At 46.8% G+C, this 22,316-nt stretch carries 18 protein-coding genes and 1 pseudogene; 3 read left to right on the top strand and 16 right to left on the bottom strand.

Features of this window, described 5'->3' with window-relative positions:
- Positions 1-6: 6 nt before the first annotated feature.
- The 13 genes from G519_RS0130805 to ltrA (G519_RS0130740) form a co-directional block, all read right to left on the bottom strand.
- Positions 7-2,163 carry a hypothetical protein gene (locus G519_RS0130805; RefSeq protein WP_127527635.1) on the bottom strand — a complete coding sequence of 719 codons (2,157 nt, stop codon included), beginning with the start codon at positions 2,161-2,163 and terminating at the stop codon, positions 7-9.
- 38 nt (positions 2,164-2,201) lie between these two features.
- Entirely contained in the window at positions 2,202-4,211 is a 2,010-nt protein-coding gene (locus G519_RS45350) for a VirB4 family type IV secretion system protein (protein WP_051253839.1), read from the bottom strand.
- Positions 4,138-5,064, bottom strand: a complete 927-nt coding sequence (locus G519_RS0130795; protein WP_029197932.1) for a hypothetical protein — start codon at positions 5,062-5,064, stop codon at positions 4,138-4,140. Before G519_RS0130795 ends, G519_RS45350 begins: the two co-directional genes overlap by 74 nt.
- Before the next feature lie 20 nt (positions 5,065-5,084).
- Positions 5,085-5,390 (bottom strand): PrgI family mobile element protein, encoded by a 306-nt coding sequence (locus G519_RS0130790; protein ID WP_029197931.1) that lies wholly within the window; start codon positions 5,388-5,390, stop codon positions 5,085-5,087.
- 87 nt (positions 5,391-5,477) lie between these two features.
- On the bottom strand, positions 5,478-5,828 hold the full coding sequence (locus G519_RS0130785; protein WP_029197930.1) for a hypothetical protein: 351 nt from the start codon (positions 5,826-5,828) through the stop codon (positions 5,478-5,480).
- A gap of 212 nt (positions 5,829-6,040) precedes the next feature.
- On the bottom strand, positions 6,041-6,397 hold the full coding sequence (locus tag G519_RS0130780) for a hypothetical protein (RefSeq protein ID WP_029197929.1): 357 nt from the start codon (positions 6,395-6,397) through the stop codon (positions 6,041-6,043).
- Between the two features lie 112 nt (positions 6,398-6,509).
- Positions 6,510-6,905, bottom strand: coding sequence for a hypothetical protein (locus G519_RS0130775; protein ID WP_029197928.1), 396 nt, complete (start codon positions 6,903-6,905; stop codon positions 6,510-6,512).
- A 206-nt stretch (positions 6,906-7,111) separates the two neighbouring features.
- Entirely contained in the window at positions 7,112-8,137 is a 1,026-nt protein-coding gene (locus G519_RS0130770) for a hypothetical protein (RefSeq protein ID WP_029197927.1), read from the bottom strand.
- A 335-nt stretch (positions 8,138-8,472) separates the two neighbouring features.
- A complete protein-coding gene (ltrA, locus tag G519_RS0130760) occupies positions 8,473-10,350 on the bottom strand; it encodes a group II intron reverse transcriptase/maturase (protein WP_029197926.1) in 1,878 nt (625 codons plus the stop codon).
- Between the two features lie 1,169 nt (positions 10,351-11,519).
- Positions 11,520-12,659, bottom strand: coding sequence for a hypothetical protein (locus G519_RS0130755; RefSeq protein ID WP_029197925.1), 1,140 nt, complete (start codon positions 12,657-12,659; stop codon positions 11,520-11,522).
- On the bottom strand, positions 12,660-12,995 hold the full coding sequence (locus G519_RS0130750) for a hypothetical protein (RefSeq protein ID WP_029197924.1): 336 nt from the start codon (positions 12,993-12,995) through the stop codon (positions 12,660-12,662).
- A 15-nt stretch (positions 12,996-13,010) separates the two neighbouring features.
- Positions 13,011-14,231: a helicase-related protein gene (locus G519_RS0130745; protein WP_268633573.1), complete on the bottom strand. Its 1,221-nt coding sequence runs from the start codon at positions 14,229-14,231 to the stop codon at positions 13,011-13,013.
- 179 nt (positions 14,232-14,410) lie between these two features.
- Positions 14,411-16,300: a group II intron reverse transcriptase/maturase gene (gene ltrA / locus G519_RS0130740; protein WP_029197922.1), complete on the bottom strand. Its 1,890-nt coding sequence runs from the start codon at positions 16,298-16,300 to the stop codon at positions 14,411-14,413.
- Positions 16,301-16,632: 332 nt separating this feature from the next.
- On the opposite strand from ltrA (G519_RS0130740), the gene G519_RS50650 reads away from it, so the two are divergent.
- A complete protein-coding gene (locus G519_RS50650) occupies positions 16,633-16,776 on the top strand; it encodes a hypothetical protein (protein ID WP_154669631.1) in 144 nt (47 codons plus the stop codon).
- Between the two features lie 248 nt (positions 16,777-17,024).
- Here the strand turns inward: G519_RS50650 and G519_RS0130735 are convergent, their stop codons facing one another.
- Positions 17,025-18,032, bottom strand: coding sequence for a DEAD/DEAH box helicase family protein (locus G519_RS0130735; RefSeq protein ID WP_029197921.1), 1,008 nt, complete (start codon positions 18,030-18,032; stop codon positions 17,025-17,027).
- A gap of 61 nt (positions 18,033-18,093) precedes the next feature.
- Positions 18,094-19,296, bottom strand: a complete 1,203-nt coding sequence (locus G519_RS0130730; RefSeq protein WP_127527631.1) for a hypothetical protein — start codon at positions 19,294-19,296, stop codon at positions 18,094-18,096.
- A gap of 440 nt (positions 19,297-19,736) precedes the next feature.
- Here G519_RS0130730 and G519_RS51730 point away from each other — a divergent pair, with 440 nt between their 5' ends.
- Both G519_RS51730 and G519_RS0130720 read left to right on the top strand, forming a co-directional pair.
- A complete protein-coding gene (locus G519_RS51730; protein ID WP_051253838.1) occupies positions 19,737-20,492 on the top strand; it encodes a hypothetical protein in 756 nt (251 codons plus the stop codon).
- 18 nt (positions 20,493-20,510) lie between these two features.
- Positions 20,511-21,881, top strand: coding sequence for a hypothetical protein (locus G519_RS0130720; protein ID WP_029197919.1), 1,371 nt, complete (start codon positions 20,511-20,513; stop codon positions 21,879-21,881).
- Between the two features lie 198 nt (positions 21,882-22,079).
- Here the strand turns inward: G519_RS0130720 and G519_RS51120 are convergent.
- Positions 22,080-22,316: pseudogene (locus G519_RS51120) on the bottom strand (hypothetical protein); the annotation flags it as partial.

The following is a 22,316-nucleotide window of genomic DNA, read 5'->3' as shown; positions in this document are numbered from 1 at the left end:
AAAGGACTACACAATACCCTTAACGCGAGAAGATCCGGCAGGGGCCGTTTTATAATCCTTAGCAATTTGACCTAACTTCGCGGTATATGCCTCCCGTTTCCGGAAATCATCAACCGAAGGAGTACCTATTACTTTGTCCAACGCTCGGCCTGTCGTACTGCCAGTTTTTACTCCAGGTGCGCTGTGTGTGAAATATGAATCGACGTTGATTGAAGAAGCATCCAGCCCTCCAAAGCTATATCGCTGCCCATTGCTGTCCATCGTATAGGCTTCACCGGTACGTAGGAAGGATTCAGTAGAACCTTTGAGTCCAGCCGTCGAGATTGATGCACTTTGACCAGCTTCCCCTGCATACGGGTTCGGCGTTGCCATCGAATAAGAACCATTTGCGCTTCGGGTAACGGTTGCACCTCTTGTTGGAGTTTTGAAAGGTACGAATACCGGATTATTCAAGCCGGCGACCCCGCCACCGAGAGTGGAAACAAGTGATTCTTGACCATTTCGGTTCATGTAGAAACCTGATTTTTTTGAATCAGCCTTCCAGTAAATATCGGCGTCAGGGAACTTTTGCGCATAATCTTGTGGCGTCATGCCGCCAAACTGTTCCGTCTGTACCCTCCTGCGCGTAGCCATGGAAAGTGCATTACCGGCAGCACGTCCGGCCGTTCCGCCTAGTTGCCCGCCAACCATCGTTCCAAGAGACTGACCCAAGTTTCCTAGTGCATGACGACGTTGTGAGAGATTGGTAGACCAATCACCGCTCTTGACCAAACTGACCAGACCATCGCTGCCAAATACCGCCTTGCCCGCATCGATCCCGCCTGAAACCAAATTGCCTCCTGCCGTAACCAATCCCCCGCCAACTTTGGATCCAAGCATACCTCCGACAACAGCGCCACCCGGTCCTGCTACCATTCCCGCAAGTGCGCCGACTGTTCCACCGACGACAGCAGCTGAATTTTTAGCCATGTTCATCGCTCTTCCTGATGCTGTAGATCTTCTGCCAGTGGACTCCAAGACCGTCCCCTTTAATGCCTCAGCAGAGGTTTGGTAATCGTTCCCTGATGCGCCAAAGCTCTCTGGGCCTCCAGCGGATGTATTAGCGCTGCCTCCGCGTCGGATTCCTCCCGCCATTTGCACAGCGCCTCGCCCAAGAACCATCGCCCCTGCAACCCCGGACATGCCGGCCATGGTGAGTGCACCGCCAAGTTTCGAACCGCTATCCCCGAGTTGGAGCCACTTACTTACAATTCCTGAAGCAGGAATGAACATGATCAGCATACCAAGCTTGAAAAATGTTCCCGCGCCAAGTGACGATAGGCTGGCAAACGTATAAATAATAAGGCCGTGAATACATGGCAGAAAAATGTTTCCAAGCAGTTCCTTTACCCATGTTCCAAAGAAATGACGAGTGCGTGCGAACATTAGCGAATAAGCAGCGAACGGGGCAAGCAGAACCAAGAAGATGATAACGATTTTCCTGGAGATATAGATGAAATTAAGCATTACGGTTAAAACCCATTCACCTAGGTAGATGATAACGTCCCCTAAGCCAAAGACACCAGAATTTGTACTGGCTGCCGCAATAATTGAAACACTATTGCTGTTCAAACCGTTACCTGCCATTGTGATTCCAATGGTACCAACAATGGCATCATTCATTGCTACTATTGTTTTGAAAAAGAACCAGAATGCCGCCATAAACAAAGCGGATGCAATCCACATTTGGAGGTCCTGCCAAAAGTCAGCCCTTGCTTGCGGGCTATGAGCTTTCACCCCCATCTTTAGACTAGAGAGCATAATGGAGAGTGCAGTAAACGTAACATATGCCGATGCGAACGCCCCTATCAGTGGGTTTATAATCATGTCCATTTCTCTCTGGTAGAACAGATTGTATTGCAGCTCGCCTCCATTCGTAATCCCCCAAGACTTATATGGGTTTCCAAATATAAGATCGGGAATTGGGGCTATACCAGCAATTTTAAATAGCCCGTTGACCATCCCCATTACTGCTCTCTCAAAGAAGTTTGCCTCGTCCATAGACTTTTGCATTTGGGCCTGGAAATTGCTGTCTTGAAATGATGTCGTAGTCTCACCAGCAGCTAAAGCAACTGTGCCGAAACCAAACACCATTAAACAACATAAGAGGAGGGAAATAGCCACGTATCTCCTCCATAGTGGTTTTCTTTGTGTCACGCAGGTCAAGAAGCCGCACCCTCTTTTCGCTCACTTCGTACACGACCCATCTGAACATTCTGGTTAGTGTTGAGATATACCCATTCTTCAGGCGTCGGTTCGGACATGAAATGAACGATCTGCTTATTCGCCTTCATTAGAACTTCACCGGTAGAGAATGTACGGATCATCTCCCCTACCCCGCCGGAAAGTCGGAACGTTCGTAGAATCGGATCTATATCTTGATCCGCTTGACGCAAGAAACAAATGGTGTCAAATTGTGAAACAACATCCCGTGCTGTTTCATCCCGATCAAACATTTCATATCGCTGAGAAACAAGCGTTAGAGATGTATTCCATTTCCGTCCCCGAAGGGAAAGAACCTTGAGCCACGACATCATGGATTTGTATGCGATCTGCTGCCATGCCTCATCAATCAGCACGCGCTTCTTTGCCTTCGGGTTAGAGGTAATAAATCTTCCCCAAACCCATGTAGTGATAACGTGCATTGCGAGTGGGCGCTCTATGCCATTTTGAGAGAGCCGGCTGATATCGAATGTAATGACAGGGGCCTCGTCCAAAGTTACGTTATTTCCTTCGGAAACAATGTGTGTTTGTCCATCAAACATGCCGAAGGCTCGGCCTGCTGTAAAGAGTTCAACAATCATGGTGAGTTCTTTCAGTTCCGTATAACCTTTTTCTAAGTAACTCTTTAGCTGATGAAGGATTTCGGAAATCGTTGGCATTTCCAGGTACTTCTTTTCATAGGTGATTTGCCCATAATCATCGATGGACTGTACCTGCTCATAAATGGAGTCTGGATCCTCCGTAATGCCCCGGCCTTTATAGGCTTCAACCAAAATATCGTTAAGGACGCCTAGCTCAACTGCACCTAGCATTGTCTCAAAACCATTAACGGATTGCTTCATGATTTTGAAAAATTCAATGGCTTCCTTAACTTTCTCGTTGATATTTACCTTATCAACGACGTATTCATCCGGTGTCCCTTTATTAAAGACCTCTTTCTCAACATAAATATCGAGAGGATTAATTCGACTCGCGATTTCCGAATTCGTCGGATAGATAGGAATAACAACCCCACCTAGGGCCTTCGTTAATTCCACGTATTCCGGCTCAACGTCAATAATGACGTTTTTAGTGATGCCATCGGCGAATCCACGTGCGATAAACTGTTTTACCAGAACAGATTTCCCTGATCCAGATGCTCCGAAAATCCCCACTGAATAGTTATTTAAGCTCGGATCAAAATTGTTGTAATAGACGTAATCACGCCCCGAGCGGCCGATCGGAAATCCGCCTTGATGATTGAGCTTTGAGGAAGCATGTGGGAATATTGCAGTTAAACTGCGCTGGTCTAGATTCCTATCTGATTTGGACAAATAATTCTTCCCCAGTGGCATACACGATAGAAAGCCTTCTTTCTGCCGGCCGTAGGCATTCAATATCTCTATAGACTCGCCGCCCACAATACTTTCGAGCTCAACGCACTTTGCATTTAGCTCATCTAAGCTGTTTGCATAAACAGTCGCTTGAATAGAGACATAAAACAAACCATTTGTGTTATTTTTTATTTCGCGCTGAATAATCTTCGTATCTTCAGACTTCTGATAGGCGTCATCGTACTTGGCTTGATCACCGCGTTTTTGAGCGGAGTACATAACCACCGCTAGTTCGTCAATCTTATCCTGCAACTTTTTAATTGCAGAGTTTCTGTCGAGAGGATCGATATGTACCGAAACATCGACATCATCGCCTGAGAACAAATTCTCGAGCCAACCAATCCTTACTGTTCGGGGATATCCGGAGGGCTTAACAAAGATGGATCTGGCATATTTGATATTGCCAAGACCTGTCTGGATAACGAAATGATCTCGATGGAATGTGAGCCCGTCATTAAGCATGTTATCAACGAGAGAAGGGTACTCAAGGTCACGTTCTTCGTTATTCCCCCCCTGCTGCAACAAATCGGTCTGCTCGTTCTCTTTCTTCTTCCTCTTCAACAATGTTTTCAACAACGGTACGCACCTCCTCTACATTGTTCACCAAGTCTTCATATCCCGGAACGGTCGTGAAATCCCAGGTTACGTATGAAGACAATTTTTCATCCTCGACTACACTATCGATCGGGTGGGCAAGCATACGATCGCGATTTATCGCCCTCTTCACGACCTCCATCGCCTTTAAGCTATCCAAGACTCTTGCTTCGATTTCACACTGACGAATCATGCTGATAATCGTCCATGCTCGTTGATGTAGGTTAGAGCGGATCATATCATCCCGCTTTTCTGGAGTGAGTGAACCCATTTTACTTGGCTGCGGGACGAATGGAATAACGTAGTATACCTTTCGAGTGACACGAAATTCTACTTCAGACTTGTTCTTAATGTGCTTAATGACACGGTTATTGTAATCTCGAACATGTTCATTAGCTTTCGAAAGGTTCTCTTTAAACCGCAACTCTTCTTTGCGCAAATCCTGCGTTACCGCTTGTCCAAGAATTTGAATGGGGAACTTGATCACGCGAAACAATGAATTGTAACCCATGATGATCCCCTGCCGAGCGCCTTCACTCAGGAGGTCATAATTAACTGAATCGGCCTCAACCACGACACAAAACTCGTTATGTTTCTTTCGAAATATTCCGTATTCGATCTTTTCAATCCCAATCAGATCTTTAAGAGTTTCCATTCCATTATCTTTTGCGTTCTTCTTCTTTCCGCCTTCCGTAAGTTGGCCTGTTTCTTGGAGATGCTGCTTTCGCTGCCAACCGAATATGGGTTCGTTACGATCCCTACGCTGTTTGGCGAAAAAGACAAAAATACAGAAGAGGATCATGAATCCAAACAAAATAAACATAAAAATGTCCATTTAGTCAAAGCCTCCGTGCCCTAGATGTAAGTCTTTTGGGACTTTTTGAATTTAATTTGCGTGATGAGGAATTCGTTAAAAAACTGCTCGTATTTCTCAATCTTCAGAAATGCACATGCTACCATAAATAAATCGACAAACAAACAAATAACGGCACGAATGATAAATCCCGCAAGCCCATTAATTAATGGGATAAAGCCCCACATTAAAAAAACAAAGGTAAATACAGCAGCTGGCGCTACAAAGAAAAACTGCCGAATCGAGAACACCGCCAGAACGGACTTTTCCTCTGCAGTAATATCGATCGGTACGATAATCTCATTCATAACCCGCATCCCCTCTACAAAAAAAGGGTGGGAGCCGAGTTGCCGGCAAGCATCCACCCTAAAAGCTATGTTATACAATTATTTCCTTTAACCAGCTAACCCTTTGAACATGCCCGGCAGCGCATATGCCATGAAGAAAATGAAAGCAGCTCCCCCACATATAAAGAAAGCCTTCCATAGTGCGGAAGCACGTTGTGGATTCAAAGAGCCAAAGGCAAGAAACAACCCGATGATCATGAAGGCGAGAGCAAAAACAGTTGCGCCGCTTCCTCCAACTATCTTGAGAAGTGTGTTTCCTGCAGTATCTAGCTGCGTCGACCCGGTAGAATCCCCGTACATACTTTTGTCTGGACCGGCGGCGAATACCGACTGAGCCCCCATCAACATTAAAGACATAGATGCTCCCATTGATGTAAGGAACTTCTTTTTAGCTTTCATTTGTTAACATCCTCCTTGAATTGTATGTTTCAAAATATCTTACTGAACGAAAAAAAAAACACCGTTGGTATTAGGCCATAAGAGGGCCTAATCCAACGGTGCTTCCGTGGATCTCGTTCAATATATAGATGATAGTCTTATTATCAGAAATAACCTCGATTATGTCAAGAATTATCGGTACTTAAACCTGCAAGTGTAAAGATCGCAAGCGATTAATGGCCCATCTTCACATGCTCTTTCACGCTCAACGTGAAGTATACTATTTTCCCTCTTTTCGAAATCGAATGGATGATAACGTCACTCATGCCTACTTCCGAGTGACGGGATAGACCTGTCCGAAGCAAGTCAAGGAAATAATCCAGTTGTGAAGGGTCCATCCCTTCAACAGTCTTTTTTTCGAAACCACCTACAAGAATTTCCACGTCGTTGTCATACCTCATCGAGAGGTGGCCATTGCGAGTTTTGAACTCCAGAATGCATTCTTGCTGCTTCGACAACATTTTCTCAAAATAAGTGCTTTTGACTACTGCTTCGATTTCTTTAAACAAAACTTCATTATTCTGTGACAATGATGCCACTCTCCTTAGCCGATATTCGTTGTAATCCCTGGATGTGCTGGGGAAGCATCTAGATCTATATGTACTATTCCAAGCTTAGGTCGTCATGAAGAATATAATTTCATCAAATTGTCAGCGCTGCAGCAAAATGTTCTTGGTTCCGAATATTTAACTTCAAGTACGCAAGGGAGCCATCTTCATCCGCTTCATAATCGATAATGATATCCGCATACAGGATGGTTGGCCTCTTCTTTAAAGCTGCATCGAGGTGGTTCAGCATATCCACCAGACCGGCGCGCGACAGTCCACCCGGCGAATCTTCGTAATCATTTACCATCTCGATACACTCGGGTCGGAAGAACGTTCTAATTTCCCCGTCTTTTGCAAAGAAGCTCAGTTGTCCCTGCCTGTTACGACCTAAGTAATTAGTCCCAACCTCTATCATGTTAAGTCTAATTTGGGAGAATAAATGCGAATTTGTATCTGGGACCGGTACATTTGGCTTATATCCTTGGTACATATGACACCTCTTCGCCATGTTCATTCAACTTTCGACAAAATGAATTCTACCAAAAAATTCAACTTATTGGAATATGAAATTTACATTTTTCATAGAATCTACCACCTTTCTTGAAAAATAGGACTTAAATCCCGTACTCCTTACAAGAAACTCAGGGCTAAAAGACCTATATTTCTTGTAAGGAAAACGGGATCACCCCGTTATCCTTATACTGCTTGCCGCGTATTCGCCGCCTCTTGCGCAAGTTGAATCCTGGAAGCTATGAACTTTTGCTCCGATATAAACTGCCCGATAACAAAAACCGTCTCTCCAATGAACGACCTAGCGTTCTTGGATAAAGGAATTTTGTTACCCCTGAATTCCAGATAAACAACGTCGCATGTCTCCATCACCTTGCCAATCATCACATCTTCAGCATATCTTGGGCCTAGCGCCGGAGTGGTTGTCACACGATCGGCTAGACCACCATACAGCGAATGAATATAACGATAATCGGCGTATGGAATATGGTACGGAGCTTGATCCGGAATACCGAATAATTCCATAACGCCCGGAAACGGTATGACATTTCCCTTGGCTTTTGATATCGCACCAGAAGGAGGATTTGGCATCTCAATCGATTCCTGCAATTCCTCCATCCTGATTGCAATATCTTCGTACCCTTCAGGGATAGACATATCGTGAAGGGGTGGTTCTTGCCCAGCATAGTCGTACTCAAGAGCAGGTGTAACCGTTTCTGGCACGAATGGGGATTCGTCAGCTTCGATTGGTTCGGGTGGATATGCTACCTCCAAAGCCTCGATCTCGGCGGCCAAAACCCATTCCGGAATATCCGTTTCGATATCCGCTGCAGAAGACTCCCTGGAATTATCCGAAGGAGTTTCATGAAGCGTATCAGCACCATTCGTGCCTAAAGCAGCAAGCAACTCCGAGATCGATCCTTCCATATCCGATGGAATTTCAGAAACTAAATAATCGGTCTGAACTTCTTTGGCGGTAGCTGCAATGGAATCCATTACGCCCAGAGTATCAGCCGTGGCCGATATCTGAAACGATGCATTGAGCTGTACAGGAATGGAAATGACCATTTCTGCTTCTGCCTGTAACAACTCCTGATAACTCAGGTGCTTAGGGAAATTCGTCTCACACCGAGGAGTGAACGCGTAGTTTACAAGTCCCATAACAACGCCGACGACAAAAATGCCTACGATCCAATAAATTATACTCGCCATAGGTCACACCTTCAGAATGATGATTATCCCTGTGATGCCGAGCATAATGGTCGCGATGCCGGCGGCAAGCATTGTATCTTGCAGCGCCCACTTCAGCTTCTGATTGGATGCATTACGCTTTGCTGCCTTCCGTAATTCGGAGCCAGAACGATAAGGATTCTTTTTCAGCTATGGTGATAGGTAAGCCTTTGATGTTATCTCCGGCTTTTCCCCCACCCCACACCGTACGTGCGAGTTTCCCCGCATACGGCGTTCCATCGGAGTAAGCAAGAGGTTCATGTAATTTTAGATGATCCTCTTAAAGTGTTTCAGTTTCTCACGAAATTGAACACTAGCTAGTAGCCTTTCATCTCTATGAGTAGTGCTCGATATTTGGTCACTTTCATCCTCATTTTTGTATTTTCCACTTCGTCGTTGCTATGGATTAGTCGGTGACAACCCTTGCAAACTGACGCTAAGTTGGATACTTTGTTAACCAAATCTAATGTGAGATAAGGTTTTATGTGATGGCAGTGAAAAATATCCGCAGTTAAGAAATTGCCACAAGCTTTGCACATTCCCTTGTCTCGGTTGAAGGCATACTCCCTGTTCAGGATGTATTCGAAGTTATAGCGCACATTTGCCTGATACGGTGATAACTGATTAAGTACAATGAACGTCAGGTTCTCTGGGTCGTATAGTGTAGGCCTCAGTAATCTGAGCCTTTTACCAGCATTCTTCTGATAGAGGGCTCGTCCGTCATTTGTATACGGCACAAGATCTTGGTTGAAGTTCAACGCTAGAGTACTTGGAGTGAACGATAACCTTGTAAAACCTACTTTGACGTTATCTACTTCGACAAAGTAACCATTGGTTCTCTTGTCTTGGTGCCTGTCTCGTCGGTTGTCGAGTTCGTTCGCGGGTACCCTATACTTCTTCCAGTTTTCCTTGCCGTACATTTTGGTGAATGTGCGATATATCCTGCTATTAAGCCTATAGTCGAGGCGGGTGAATAGCGCTGAGCTGTTACCTATTCTATAGTAGTTACTTAATCCTACTATTTTTGAATTGATAAGCTCGATGTGGACCGCTTTCTCGTGTTCGCTTTTAAACCGTCTCAGTTCGTCGATGCTTTGTGCGATTCCCCTTATTTTGTTATCAACTTTTGCTTTATCGGGGAAAGCCTTACCGACGATCTTGTCCTTCAACCTTGCCTTTTGGGCAATGATGTCAAAACCAAGGAATTTTGCTGGTTTCTCGGTTATGTTTGTTATGAGAGTCTTTTCTTTGGACAGTTCGAGCTTAAGAACGTGTCTGAGGAATTTTTCGACCTTAGTCAGTACCGTACTTGCTTTGGTCTCTGTCTCACAAAGTATGACCCAATCGTCTGCATACCTGACAAGGTAGCATGGGGCATGTCTAAGCTTGACCTTCCTTATTCCGTTCCTAAGATTTTTAAGGGTGTACTTCGCGCGGTGCTCTTCAAAAAGGCGCGCAACCATCCAATCGAACTCGTTTAGGTAGATATTCGCCAGTAGGGGAGATATGATCCCGCCTTGAGGTGTACCCTCTGAACTCTTACGAATACTCCCATCCTCGAAAATACCAGCCTTGAGCATCTTCTTGATAATAATCAAGAAGCGTTTATCTCTGATGCCCATATCCCACATTATCTCGATCAATTTGTTGTGGTTGATGTTATCGAAGAAGCTCTTTATATCTCCTTCAATGACCACGTAATTCTTGTTCCGATTGATAAGGTCAAGTACTCGAGCAATTGCATGGTCGCAACCCCTATAAGGTCTGAAACCGTAGCTATGCTTGAAGAACTTCCCTTCCGCAATCGGATCTAGAACAATTCGGGTAATTTCCTGAATTATCCGATCGATCAAAGTAGGTATTCCAAGTGGTCTTGTCTTACCATTCGGTTTTGGTATGTGGACTCTTCGTACTGGATTGGGGTCATAATTTCTGATATGCCTCTTGATGAGATTGAGGAATTTGTCCTTATCCATCTGGAGGTAGAAATTTATATCCTTTTTATCGATCCCAGCCGTTTTGCTTCCACGATTCGATTTAATGTTATGTACAGCTGTCAGAATGATTTCGTCATTCAGCATGAGCTCGACGAGACCATAAAAAGGTTCAGATCCTTCCTTTGACAAATTATACATGCGATCAAGAGTGGAGCGTAATTCCTGCTCATTTTTGACTTCTAGTCCTTTAACCTTCATCCCGTATCAATCCCCCCTTTTTACTTTCGTGGGAGATAATTAGAATGAGTTAGCTGTTTGACTCCCACGCCATTTGGCGGTTCGTATAGACCAGAAATGATGGTTACTTAGCTTTACTCCGACTGGTCCCCTTCGCTCCCATCGGTTTTAGCCGATGATCGACACTACTACGAGACCGCTGCCACTATTCAAACCTCGTGAGTCCCCTCGGACCTCTTTTTGAATAGCTTCCTTTGTTCCGTATAACCTATCCCTTGATTTGCAAACTTTTAGGTGCCCACTATACGCCGAAGGTACTCACCACCTGATAGAATCCTAATTCAGATGCTTCAAACTAACGATTTGAAATTACGTTTCGTTAGTAGGTCGAGATAGTAGCATGGACACTATCCCGATTCCCTTATGGTTCCTCCACTTACCTACTTAGGAGGGGCTTTTTTAACGACGCTTCAGACATGGATTCCTCTCGTCACCATGAGTTTGCTTTTAAGGACCTCCGCACCATATATGCCATAATAGGTTAGGCTTTCAGGTTACGACTTTACCTGGCTTCACACCGACATCCCAAGGGGAATGTCAGCATGCAGGAGATTAAGGAAAGGCGGTTGGATTCTTCGCCTTTACTGGGGTTTTCACCCAGATTCTCGGTTATACAGTTAGGTTGGATATAAATCCACCCCGACGTTTCGCTGGGATTTAGCCCCTACTTATCGTCGAACAAAGCGCACCCATACTCAAAAAGTCGGATTCCAATTCCGACAAACCATCTCTAAGCGAGACGTATTCTCCGAGAAAAAACCGGCTTTTACTCATTTATTTACTCTCTCCATTCGCGCGCATTTTGGATATATATAAAAAAACGCCCAGTAGAAAAGATTCTGTCCGAAGACTTACTCTCTTCCCTACTGGGCGTTTTGGATAATTAGGCATAAAAAAACCACTACTATGCCGAAGATTAATTCCTTCTTGCACCTAATGGAGGTGTTTTACACGAAACGTGCATACTATTCCCGTAAATGCAAATTAACGGGTCATTCAAAAACCACATAACTCCATGAGCCGCATGGCAGGAGCACCAAGAATAATGAGATAATATGACTATATTTTATCATTATTTGTCGATCAAGTAAAGAATCCCCTTAAGCTAAATAGCCGGGGGATTCCCATGATTAAAAGAATGATAGCTGCCCAGCAACAGCACAATGTTTGTGATTGCTGTTATCGACAACGTGAAGCCGTAGTAAATCATCGGATTCTTCATGATCCTCCGCACCGTTCGCATCGGACTCCACAGAGCCTTTAGCAACAGAAACTATTTCCGCTTCCTTCTTCTCGCCTTCGGCAACAGGTACATCAGGGCTGTCGCCAGATAACACAGCTTTCTTCTCAACTGAAGGAACTGGTTGTTCTGTTTCATCAGCCGATTCTATAGAATCCGCACCCGCTTGAATCTCAGCTTCGTTTGCCTCAATTTCAGCCTCTTCCCATTCGATCGTCAGGGAGTCTGCGCCCTCATCTTCGGCAAAGTCCAGCGATAGACCCATAAGCGAGTCCTCTCCTTGATGCAAGGTAAATTCGCCATCCTCTTCAAAATCCAGATGGAATTCCCCTTCCTCCTCAAACGCAAGTTCAAACTCTTCCTCAAGCTCGGAAGATCCGACTTCCGTTTCTTCATCCGCGACCGTCGAAACGACTGGAAGCGGTGTCGTCAACTCAAAAATGAGGCGGTCCAGCCGTCCGTGAGAACGAATCCGGTTTTCGAAGTCCTGATCCGTTTCCTCCGACATGCGCACCGGGAATAAATCCTCGTCAACCACCATCGCTCCACCTTCGCCCGTTATTTCTTCAGGACGATAATACAAACCAAATGGCTCGTAGAACATTGGATCAATGCTTAGGTTCGCCGCTATGGTATCCATCTCAGACCGCACCCGCTCACGGTAGTCCTCCACTTCGGAAGGAATCAAGTTAACAAAGGCGTTAATGCACCCTTTGATGGTAGGAGCGTTAAACGGCTTTCCAATGTCAAACCGGCGCCAGTTGGCGATCCACCACCCCAAGAGCCCATTTTGAAAAATCTCCTTGCATTCGAAAGGATGCACCTTCTCCTTTATATACCGGTTAATCCAGGATGGCATCTTACCTTCAAAGTAAATGCGAATGACCTGGGACTTGTCTTTCGGATGGAGCTGGAGCTTTATGGGCTTTCCTTCAAAATGGTGCCGGGTGGGAGACGAGGATGTTTCCTTCGTCTCGTACCACTCAATAACCACGATACCAGTAGACTTTTCAAAGTATGGAGCTGCCATTTAGACCGCCCCCTTCATTGGATAACTCATTACTTTCCACGACTTTTGAGCAAATTTACGGGCGGAACCCCTCAGCATAAACCATCGTCCGAACTTGTTATCCGTCCCCGTTGAAATGCATTCGAACAGAAGACAAGCTGGGATATCGATGTATGCTATCTCCTGCCCTCCTTTTTGCCGAGCATCCGATTTGTAGGTATACCAGATATTAATCACCTTCGACCGCTTCGATAATGTTCGGTCGATAGGTCGGTACAGCCTGACTTTCTCTTGCTGCGTACATATACACACATACAATATTGTCATCACGTACATTTCTAATATATAACGTAACATGGAACTCTCCCCTTTTTAGGCTATTTGCGAGCGGGTTGTCCCGCTCTTTAGCATCTCACGAGCAAATTGCTCCATATCCATCGACTTAGCGACAGCAAGGGCATCGCCCTCGAACTCTTCGGCGATCTCCTCAAAGTCAAGCGCCTCCCTGTCGATAGCCAAGTTCACACCACTTATCTTCGATAAACAAAGACCGTGCATATTCACGTCGATGGTGCCGACGTTCATCAGCCACCAAATATCGACGACATCTCGCTGTCCAAGACGAACGGCCCGAGAATAACACTGTTCAATTCGCTTGCCATTGAAATCAAGATCAAAGAGGAAAACAGCCTTTGCCTCGGTCAACGTATAGGACTCAGCTCCAGTACGATGAGAAAGAATGAGAATCGAGAGCGGATCATTCGGGTCTTGGAACCGTTCGATCAGCTTCCAACGATCTTCTTTCTTCACGCCCCCATGAATAAATTCCGCTCTTTTCCCAAATACGACATTGTCGAGGGCCAGGGTCAGGTATTCGATTGTTTCCTTGTGGCCGGAGAAGATGAGCATCTTCTTGTTCCGACGTAAGAGGTCAACCGCCTTAGATTCAAGGAACTGCATTTTGGCCGTCTTAACCCCTTTGGAGGCATCGTAATCCGGGAAAATCCACGGACAGGAAGCCGCCTGCTGGAGCTTGCGCATCCACGAACAGATTTCAATCGTATTGATGCGGTAAACGTCCCCGCGGGCCTCAGCTGCTTCCTTCTTCATAAGCTCCAGCTCATACCAGTCTGAGAAAGCCTTGACCGTCTTTTCATACATCTCTTGCTCGGCCGAGAACATTTCTACATGATAGCGGTGGTGTTCCGGTTTCGGAACAGAAATGTGAGCCTGTACATCGGCATCAAGCTTTTTCTTCCGGTACATGATACTGTCGAGCACCTCCCACAATTTCTCGTGGTTGGATACCCTTGCTTGTACCGAATCGATGTCCAATACCGCCCGTTTCTTACCACCGCCGTAATAATCACGGAAATGATCGTACCCAGCCTTGCCGAATCCTTGGAACGGACGTGGTTTTCCGGACATATCTGATACCGGATCGTCATAACGCGAGGAGAACCCGGTCAACCAGCCAATGAGCCAGAAGAGATCCTCTGTCCCGTTTTCAGCCGGTGTACCGGAAAGAGCCACTTTCGTCCTCGTTTTTACACGCCGTACCGCTAGTGCTCTGCGAGTATCCCCGTTTTTGATATAATATGATGCATCCTTGCTCAGCCGCGTACGGTGAGGAGCAAGGGTAGCATCTGCCCATTACGGGTGCGATAGGTAAGAGCCATCCTCTGCATTACCAGTAAGAGCCCTTTTCCCCCGCTTCGCACCGTGCATGAGATTTTCACCTCACACGGCGCTCCATCAGACACATTAGCAACTTACTTACTCAAATATTTCCGAAGTTTGAGGATATTGTTCCAGACCTTGGTCCCGAGATGCGAATAATCGCATCCATCATGTACCATCTCGTGACATGCGTCATGGGTGGTGGCAAGGTTTCCGACTTTGTTAACCTTGGCAAGAGGAAGCATGGGGTTAATGTGATGGGTGTGGAGCTCGAAGCTCTGCACATATTCCCTACAAACCCTGCAGCAACCCTTGTCACGGTTAAAGGTATACGCCCGGTTAAGAAAGAATTCGAAATTGTACCGTGGGTGCTTCATCTGACCGGCTGCAATTCTCATGGAGTATTCGTCAGTGAGAAGTTCGTCTGCCCGGGCAAGAATTGGCTTTTTGTTGGTACGTTTTCGGTATATCCTTCTTCCTTCAATCGTGTATGGAGTTTCCTTTGGAATCTTAAAGCTCGGTTCCTTCCATTTACAGAAGGTAAGCCTTGTGATACCGATCCACATGCCCATGTACTCAATAGCCGGAATCTGGGCCTCATATTGCGAGTGAACAGATGTTAGGTTATGAGTCATTTTGGCTGGAATCCATCGACCGCCATGCTTCTTCAGTGATTTGTAGGCGGTGTAGGCAAGCCTGTCCGCGTATCTCTGAAGAGCGATGTTAACCCACGTTGCGTATTGGTAATAGTTGATCATCCCGCGTATCTGAGAGTTGATGAGGTTGATGGCGTGAATAACGTCGGTTTTACCGGTCATTTTCCCGTTCACCCTTCTCACATCCTTGATGCACCGCTTGATCTCCTCGACCTTTGCCTTGAGTCGGTTCCTATCCGGAGCGGTTCTTGTAATCCGTCCGGATTTCGCCTTGCCTGCAACAGTTTTGAACTCGTATCCAAGGAAGTGAATCGGCTTGTCCTTAACGTTGGTTATCAGCGTCTTTTCTTCCGACAACTTCAGTTTGAGGTTGGTATCAAGGTACCGCGCGATTCGTCCCTTCCATTTCTCAGCGTTGCTCTTCGAGTCGGTGATCAACATCCAGTCGTCCGCATAACGGATTAGGTAGGCAGGTTTAAGGTTCCCGCTATTCCTAAGCGCTCGGAGTTTGGACTCCGGAAAAGCGTAGGCGTGGCGTGTCCTCTTTTCCTCCCATTCCCTTGCTACCCATTTGTCCAGTCGGTTGAGGTATACGTTTGCCAGTAATGGTGAGATGATTCCGCCTTGTGGGGTACCCACACGGCTAGAGCTCATTTCTCCCATGACCCCGGCTTGCAGCATTGCCTTGACGATCATCAGGACCCTTCTATCCCGTATCCCCATGTGCCAGAGACTTCCCAGCAGCTTTTTATGGTTTACGTTATCGAAGAATTTCGATATATCGCCCTCGACTATCCAGTGGTATCCAGTATTATGTACGAGGAATGTTGCCCGATTGAGAGCCATCGAAGCTTCCCTCATGGGCCGGAATCCATAGGAGTGGTTGAAGAATTGCGGCTCAAGGATTGGTTCAATGACCAACCTGACGCATTCCTGAACAATCCTATCGATGACTGCCGGTATCCCGAGAGGTCGGAACTCGTCTGCCTTGCCTCGCTTCGGAATGAATTTTCTCCTCAGCGGCTCGGGTTTGTAGTTTCGAAGGCTCCCCTGGACCAGATCGATGACAGTTGGATAATCCTTTTCGAGGATGTCTGCTTGCATCGTCTTTTTATCTGAACCCGGGGTGTTGCTGCCCTTGTTGCCTTTGATGTTGTGGATCGCTGTAAGGATAGTAGTTTCAGCCGAAATCAGTTCCAGTAGGTCCTTAAACTTCGGCTGATCGCCCCGCCCCACACATTGCTTAGAGTGGGCGAAGATTTCGTCCTGTATGTTGCTTAGGTCTGTTTCACTCCGTAATCTTCGGTAGTCAAATTTTTGGACCATTGGCATCACCCCTTTCGGAGTTAGTTGCCTATTGGCTTTAATCAGGTATGCCCATCGGCTTCCTTGACGATTTGAGTTTTCAATTGACTGTGCCTGACTATGCCCCTTCGCCATGTACTAGGCTTTCCCTAGCTCAGACTACTACAGGCTGCTGCCATCCAGATTCAGCGGGCATTTCCTACCGCTTAGAGGCATCGGGTGCTATAACCCTTGTCATCCTCTCCCGGACTTCAACTGTTCCGCGTATTCTAGCTTTACATATGTCGCCTTAGCCCTCTCCTTTGACCCGCCGACCATCTTTTTGTCCTCTGCTGGGGGACGCAAGACACCTCATGAGAGATACCGAACTGGAAGCACACAATACCAGTTCAGCGATCGGACCCGTTTACACGGGCGGATATCTTCGTTTGGATATCCTGACGATTTCGAGCCGTACATCCGGAGATTCGTTCCAACGTTTACTAGACGTTCTCTAGGCATAGCAGACTTTGTAGCCCCCCGCATACTTCACTAACCACTTCACAGGTCTGCTTTTCTGCGACTTCACCGGACTTCATACCCATTAACCATAGCGTTAAGGCGCATGCCGGACCATTAAGGGAGAATCGCCAGCATTCGATTCTCAGCAGGTACTGCCCCTGCCAATTCGAATACGCAGTTAGATCACATTTTGTAATCCCTCAGTTTTGCCGAGCGTTTCCGCTTCGGTTTGTCTGAGAACAGTTCATACGTGGGCCTCATCTACCAGACAAGCGTCGTAACCGTTATGGTAGAACTGATACAGTGCCGGCTTCTTGGATTCAATGATCGAATATCCGCAAACCCGCTTCTCTATTCGCCCGATGCGTTGTTCGATGACGTTGTTGCAGATATGCTGGCCAGATTTCCAATCACTTTTGCAACTTGGACACTCTTTCGGCATATCCTTGTCGCTCCAACGCTCGTCCAGTGGCTCCGCCTGTTTCTTGCAAACGGTGCAATAACGAAGGCGCCGCTTGAACACCCCGCCGAATGAAACCCGGCAATGTGGGCACTCGGTATGTTCCTTGTTGCGATACACTACCCGGCCTGCATCATTTGCCCACTTCTCGTAAGATACGAGATGGAATCGCTTGGTGCTGTGTAGGTCACTAGGATTAGAGAGAATGATGTAGTCCTCGCCAAACCCCATATTTATCAATTCGCGGATCCAGTCGTTCAGGTTACGGGACATCGTGATGATGAGGATGCGCTTATTGGCATCATCCGCAGCTACACCAACGATAGAGGTACGTGTCTTACCCAAACCCATCTCCATCGCATTTAAAAGACGCCTTTTCGCCATAATGAACGCCGCACATTCCTTCTGGAAATCGAACAATTCGGTACCGTCCGCAAATACACCCCCGAATTTGCTTTCAACTTTCTGGAGTGCATCTGCAAACCGCTTTGTTTTCTTCAACTCCGATAATGGCATCATATCCAGATCGTAGTTCTTGCGTTTGCGATGGAGAACAGATTGAAGCCGTTTCAGCTCCTCTGGATCGGCCTCAAGACCCCAATTCTCAAGCTGACGGACAGCTGGATGGTTGATCATCGACTCGCTGCTTCTTGTCACAAGGTAATGCCAGGACAATTCTTTGTCGCGCACGCCCTCGGATGCAAAGCATTCAGACACCGCAAGCGAATCATGGATGTATTTCCCCCGAACTACTAATGTGCTATCGTCATAATTGACTCGGATTAAGCTCATCAAAAAGCCTCCGCGAAATATATCGCGGAGGCACTCACCTCACTTCTTGTGATATTTGTGTTTACACTCCGGCTGCAACCGCCGCAGACTTTGATGTCGCAGCAGTAGCAGATCCCGCATTCAGCTTCTCTACTTCCGTCACGACTACTGGCAGGACGGTCATGTTGACACGCTCCTGACCATCAAGACCGATCGTAATCGGCGCCCGGTGGCCATTCACGTATAGAACAATTTCGTCCGAACCGCGATAGTTAGGCGACTGGAAGAACATCGCTGCAATCTCCATGTGTTCTGCATGGATTGCGATCGCATCAACGCCTCCCCCTTCGACTGCACCACCCAAGTCTTGTACAAGCGCACCATCAATCGTTTGTGCCGTTACGCGACCATCTTTCATTATCAGGATCGTATAAGGCTTGTTGTTGGCAGCCACTTTACGGACTCGACGCATGAGCTCAATCAACTCAAGGCGATCCAACCTGATCTTCGATTTCGCCTTGTAGTTAAATGCTTTGTCCATGTACTCGACCGGCAAAACCCCGTTCAGCGGTGCTGTAATGCACGTAGCAAGACCAGTTTTGAAAACGACCAATCCCGATTTTGTGAGCCCGACAGTCACTTCCGCGTCCGGAGGTAAAACCTCAGAGACGGCTTGGAGAGTACGAGATTCAAGCGAAAGGGTTTGATCGAACCAATCCATCTTATTCGCCATGCAACGAATGTACTTGAAGCTGTCCGTTGCTCTCAAATAGACGTCCCCGGCCTCATCCTTGGTGAACTGGATACCGAGAATGGCCGGCAGCGACGTGGCTTTTTCGTGACCCGGCAATGCGCAGAACGGAATCATCATACGTACGATCCCGTGCAACGCACCCGGTTTCCAGGATACAGTAGTATCCGGCGTTGGCGGCTCCAGCATCGGAAGAGTTTCCGGCAGCAGATCCACAGCAATATGGGAGTCGCGACCACCCCATTTCATCATCAATCGGGAACCCTGTACTTGAATCAGGATTTCTTCATGGGATGGAAGAGCGGATACCTTCTGATCGATTTCGAACAGCATAGTTGCGACAGACATTTCAGCTTCGATTGCTACGTTCACTTTCCGTTCTACACTCAGGGCAGCGTCAGCGAAATAAAACGAGACATTACCCTCGTCCGTTGTGGAGATATACAGCGTTTTGTTTCCAGTTCCGGATTTGCGTGCAGACTTAGCCAGTGGGCCTACGACACCTTTCAACATCTCAGCAGGAATTTTGAACATAAAAATGGGACCCCAAAAAACAGGTCCCTTCACCTCCTCAAAAATTTTGTTTTTGGATTTTCTAATCAAAAAGCCTTCCTTGCCCGCTTCTTGATTTCACACCTCCTTCTTTTTCGGGCAACAAAAAAAGCCCTCAAAAGGAGACTTCTGCTTTAGAAATAATCTAAAGCTCACAGTCGCCTTTGAGGGCGCTTTTGGGCATATTTATCCCCTATCATTAACCACATGTAAAACAACGGTACACCTTGAGCCGCTTGGCAGGTGCAAAAGAAAAATGATAGGTATGTACATATTGTAGTAGATACCGCTAGAGAAATCAAGATAGTCCCTCCCAAAGTCACCTTGTTTCTCGACTGGTGAAATAAGCCCTTTCTAAATTCGTCCCTACGGCTCGCCACCCCTAAAATTAAATTAACGAGGACGTTGGAGGGACAATACCCATGACTCAATTATGCTTCAATCAATACCAAAAATACGGCCCTTGGATCATCACGAACAAAGGCGACCAAGATTGCCGGGAGCTTGTGGACCGCCATTACACCCGCCAAAAAATAGGCTCAAGACAGTTCACCCGACCCGGCCGTAACCTCGTGCTGAAGACTGTAGATGCCAAGGCGGTATGGGTTACGTGGAGCGGTATCCGTGACGACGGACTCCAAGCCTATGAGTGTACCATCTTCCGAAATGATGGATCCGGCCACCTCAGTTCTGAATTGATCAAATGGGCCATATTTGCCACCGTTTGCGAATGGGGAGACGAAATCCCCCGAGACGGTTTTATAACCTATTGTGATGGACAGAAAGTAAACAGCGAAATCCCTGGATACTGCTTCAAGCGTGCCGGATGGAAGAAGATCGGTAAAAGCAAACGGCGTGGCCTGCTATTATTCCAGATTACAATGAAAAAAAACTTTTTGGTCATGCAGAAATTAGCAGCCGTCAATGAGCTAAAGCTGGCCCAAGGTGCCATCCAAATGGCCTTGGAATCCGGAGAGTGGACGGAAGCTCACTGGTTCCACCAGGAAGCAGTACGACTACAGAATTACGTCAGCCACGTCGACGAAGCCATGCGGAGGGTCGGCCTCGGACAGCTGCACGATCCCACGATAGATGAATGGGAGCTGCAAGACATCATCTCGCCTTACGAATGGTTCGAAGGGTCGGGCAATGATGAATACGTAGAGTTCATGTATTAATTAAAGGGGGAACCGATAATGCTGGTAGCACGGAAGATCATTGATTTGTTGGAACACGATGCAATGCCGGAAGAAGCGGGACTTGAACTAGTTCGAGGCGGGAAGAAGAAGCATCACATCGAGGAAAGGGCGATCGATAAATTCCTCCGGAGTTATAAACCGGAAGATCGGTTGCTAAAGAAGACTCTTGTTACACAGATCGAGCAGTCGCCATTGTATATAGAGTCGGCACAGGACATCGCAGGGAGCTTTCGTTTCGGATGGAATCGAGGAATGGCTATGAAGCTCGAAACGATGATCCGGGGCCGCTGGAGTGCTTGGCTTAATATTCTGAGCAACCAAAGGTTTGACGCTTCAACGGATGTTATTCCGGAATGCCCGTTCAGTATGTTTGATGGAGCTGAACAGGTAAAGAAAATGCTGAGTAAGTGTATGGACCAGGCTTACAGCAGCGGATACAGCGGGCACGATTTCATGGAATGGCTGGGTTATTCAATTGGGCTCGCTTGGTTTGAAAAGCCCAATGTTGACGAGAGAACATGGCGGCATTGGTACGAAACATTTGATATCTCTCTAATGCTTCTCTACCCAAGTGACTATCTCTCAACCTTTTTGATCGATTATTCTGGACAATCCGGTGTAGCTGGATACTATCCGACGCCTCTCAACGTCACGATGGCCATAGCGAGAATGTTAGGTGCTGCGGGTGAAGAGGATCAAGAGCGGCGCGCTGAAAGCGCATTTGAACCGTGCCTTGGAGCGGGGGCGATGCTGCTGCCTTCCGACAGTCTAAACCTTGTAGGGGCGGATTTTAATCCGGCAATGGTTAAAGCTGCCTGCATACAGTCTTTCCTATATCAACCGTGGCTCTTATATGTGCCTCATCCGATTATCGGACTTCATTTTTCTGAGCAAGAAATGCGTATTAACCGGTACTTTGAATTCGATGTTAATACACGCATTTACCTCGGCGACAGCTTACTTGGTGAATACGTTGCCCCAACTGACATCTTCTCCGAAAGCAAGGAGCGGGTCGATATCTACGTCCATCCTCTCGATCTGGAGAAAAACAGCGCCCTCAAGTGGGAACCGGAATTTATGACGATCCCTTGGTCCGAGATGCCGGCCGAAATGAAATGGGAAATTGTAAAAGCACAAGTCCGTAACCTAAAATTTGAGGTGATGGTGTCCAATCCTCCGTTCGGAAATACAAACAAATACACCATGGAACAAATTAGAAAGTATCAGGAGTCTAATCAGGTGTTCCTTTCCCGGCGTAAGTTTTGGCTAGATGAGCTCGACAATCTGCCACACCCGCATACAGAGGAAATGATCGATCACGCGATGAAGTTAATTGAAGAGAAGACAGGCCAGTTGGCATTTTTCTAAAGGGGCCCAATAGCCATGACGCGACAATACGAAGATGACACCCGAAGAACGACGGCAGTACGGGTTTATACGGTTGAGCAAGCAGACCATCAAAACGATCACTTCCAAGAAACCGACCTTGGTGAATGATATAGTTGAGCTGCCACGAAAGAAACCACACTAACATAAAACTAAAGGCGCCCTTCATGGGCGCCTTCTTTAAGCCTTTTGTTCTGACTCCGGTTCTTCCTCGGAATCTGAAGCTGCTTCCCTTGATTGATTTCGCGAGCTGTGCAATTCTTCGTACAGGCTCACCAGCTTACCAGAGAGCTCTTGCCGCACCTTGTTGATGTTTTCTTGATATTCGGTGCGGATTTTAAGGATCTCCCGTTCCCGCTCGATGTCCTTCTGCTCGATGATCCGTTCCCGCTCGATATCCTTCTGCTCGATGACCCG

Source organism: Paenibacillus alginolyticus DSM 5050 = NBRC 15375, assembly GCF_000422905.1.
Taxonomy (GTDB): Bacteria; Bacillota; Bacilli; order Paenibacillales; family NBRC-103111; genus Paenibacillus_E; species Paenibacillus_E alginolyticus.
Note: the sequence above shows the minus strand (reverse complement) of the source record. Positions and strands in the feature narration are given on the sequence as shown.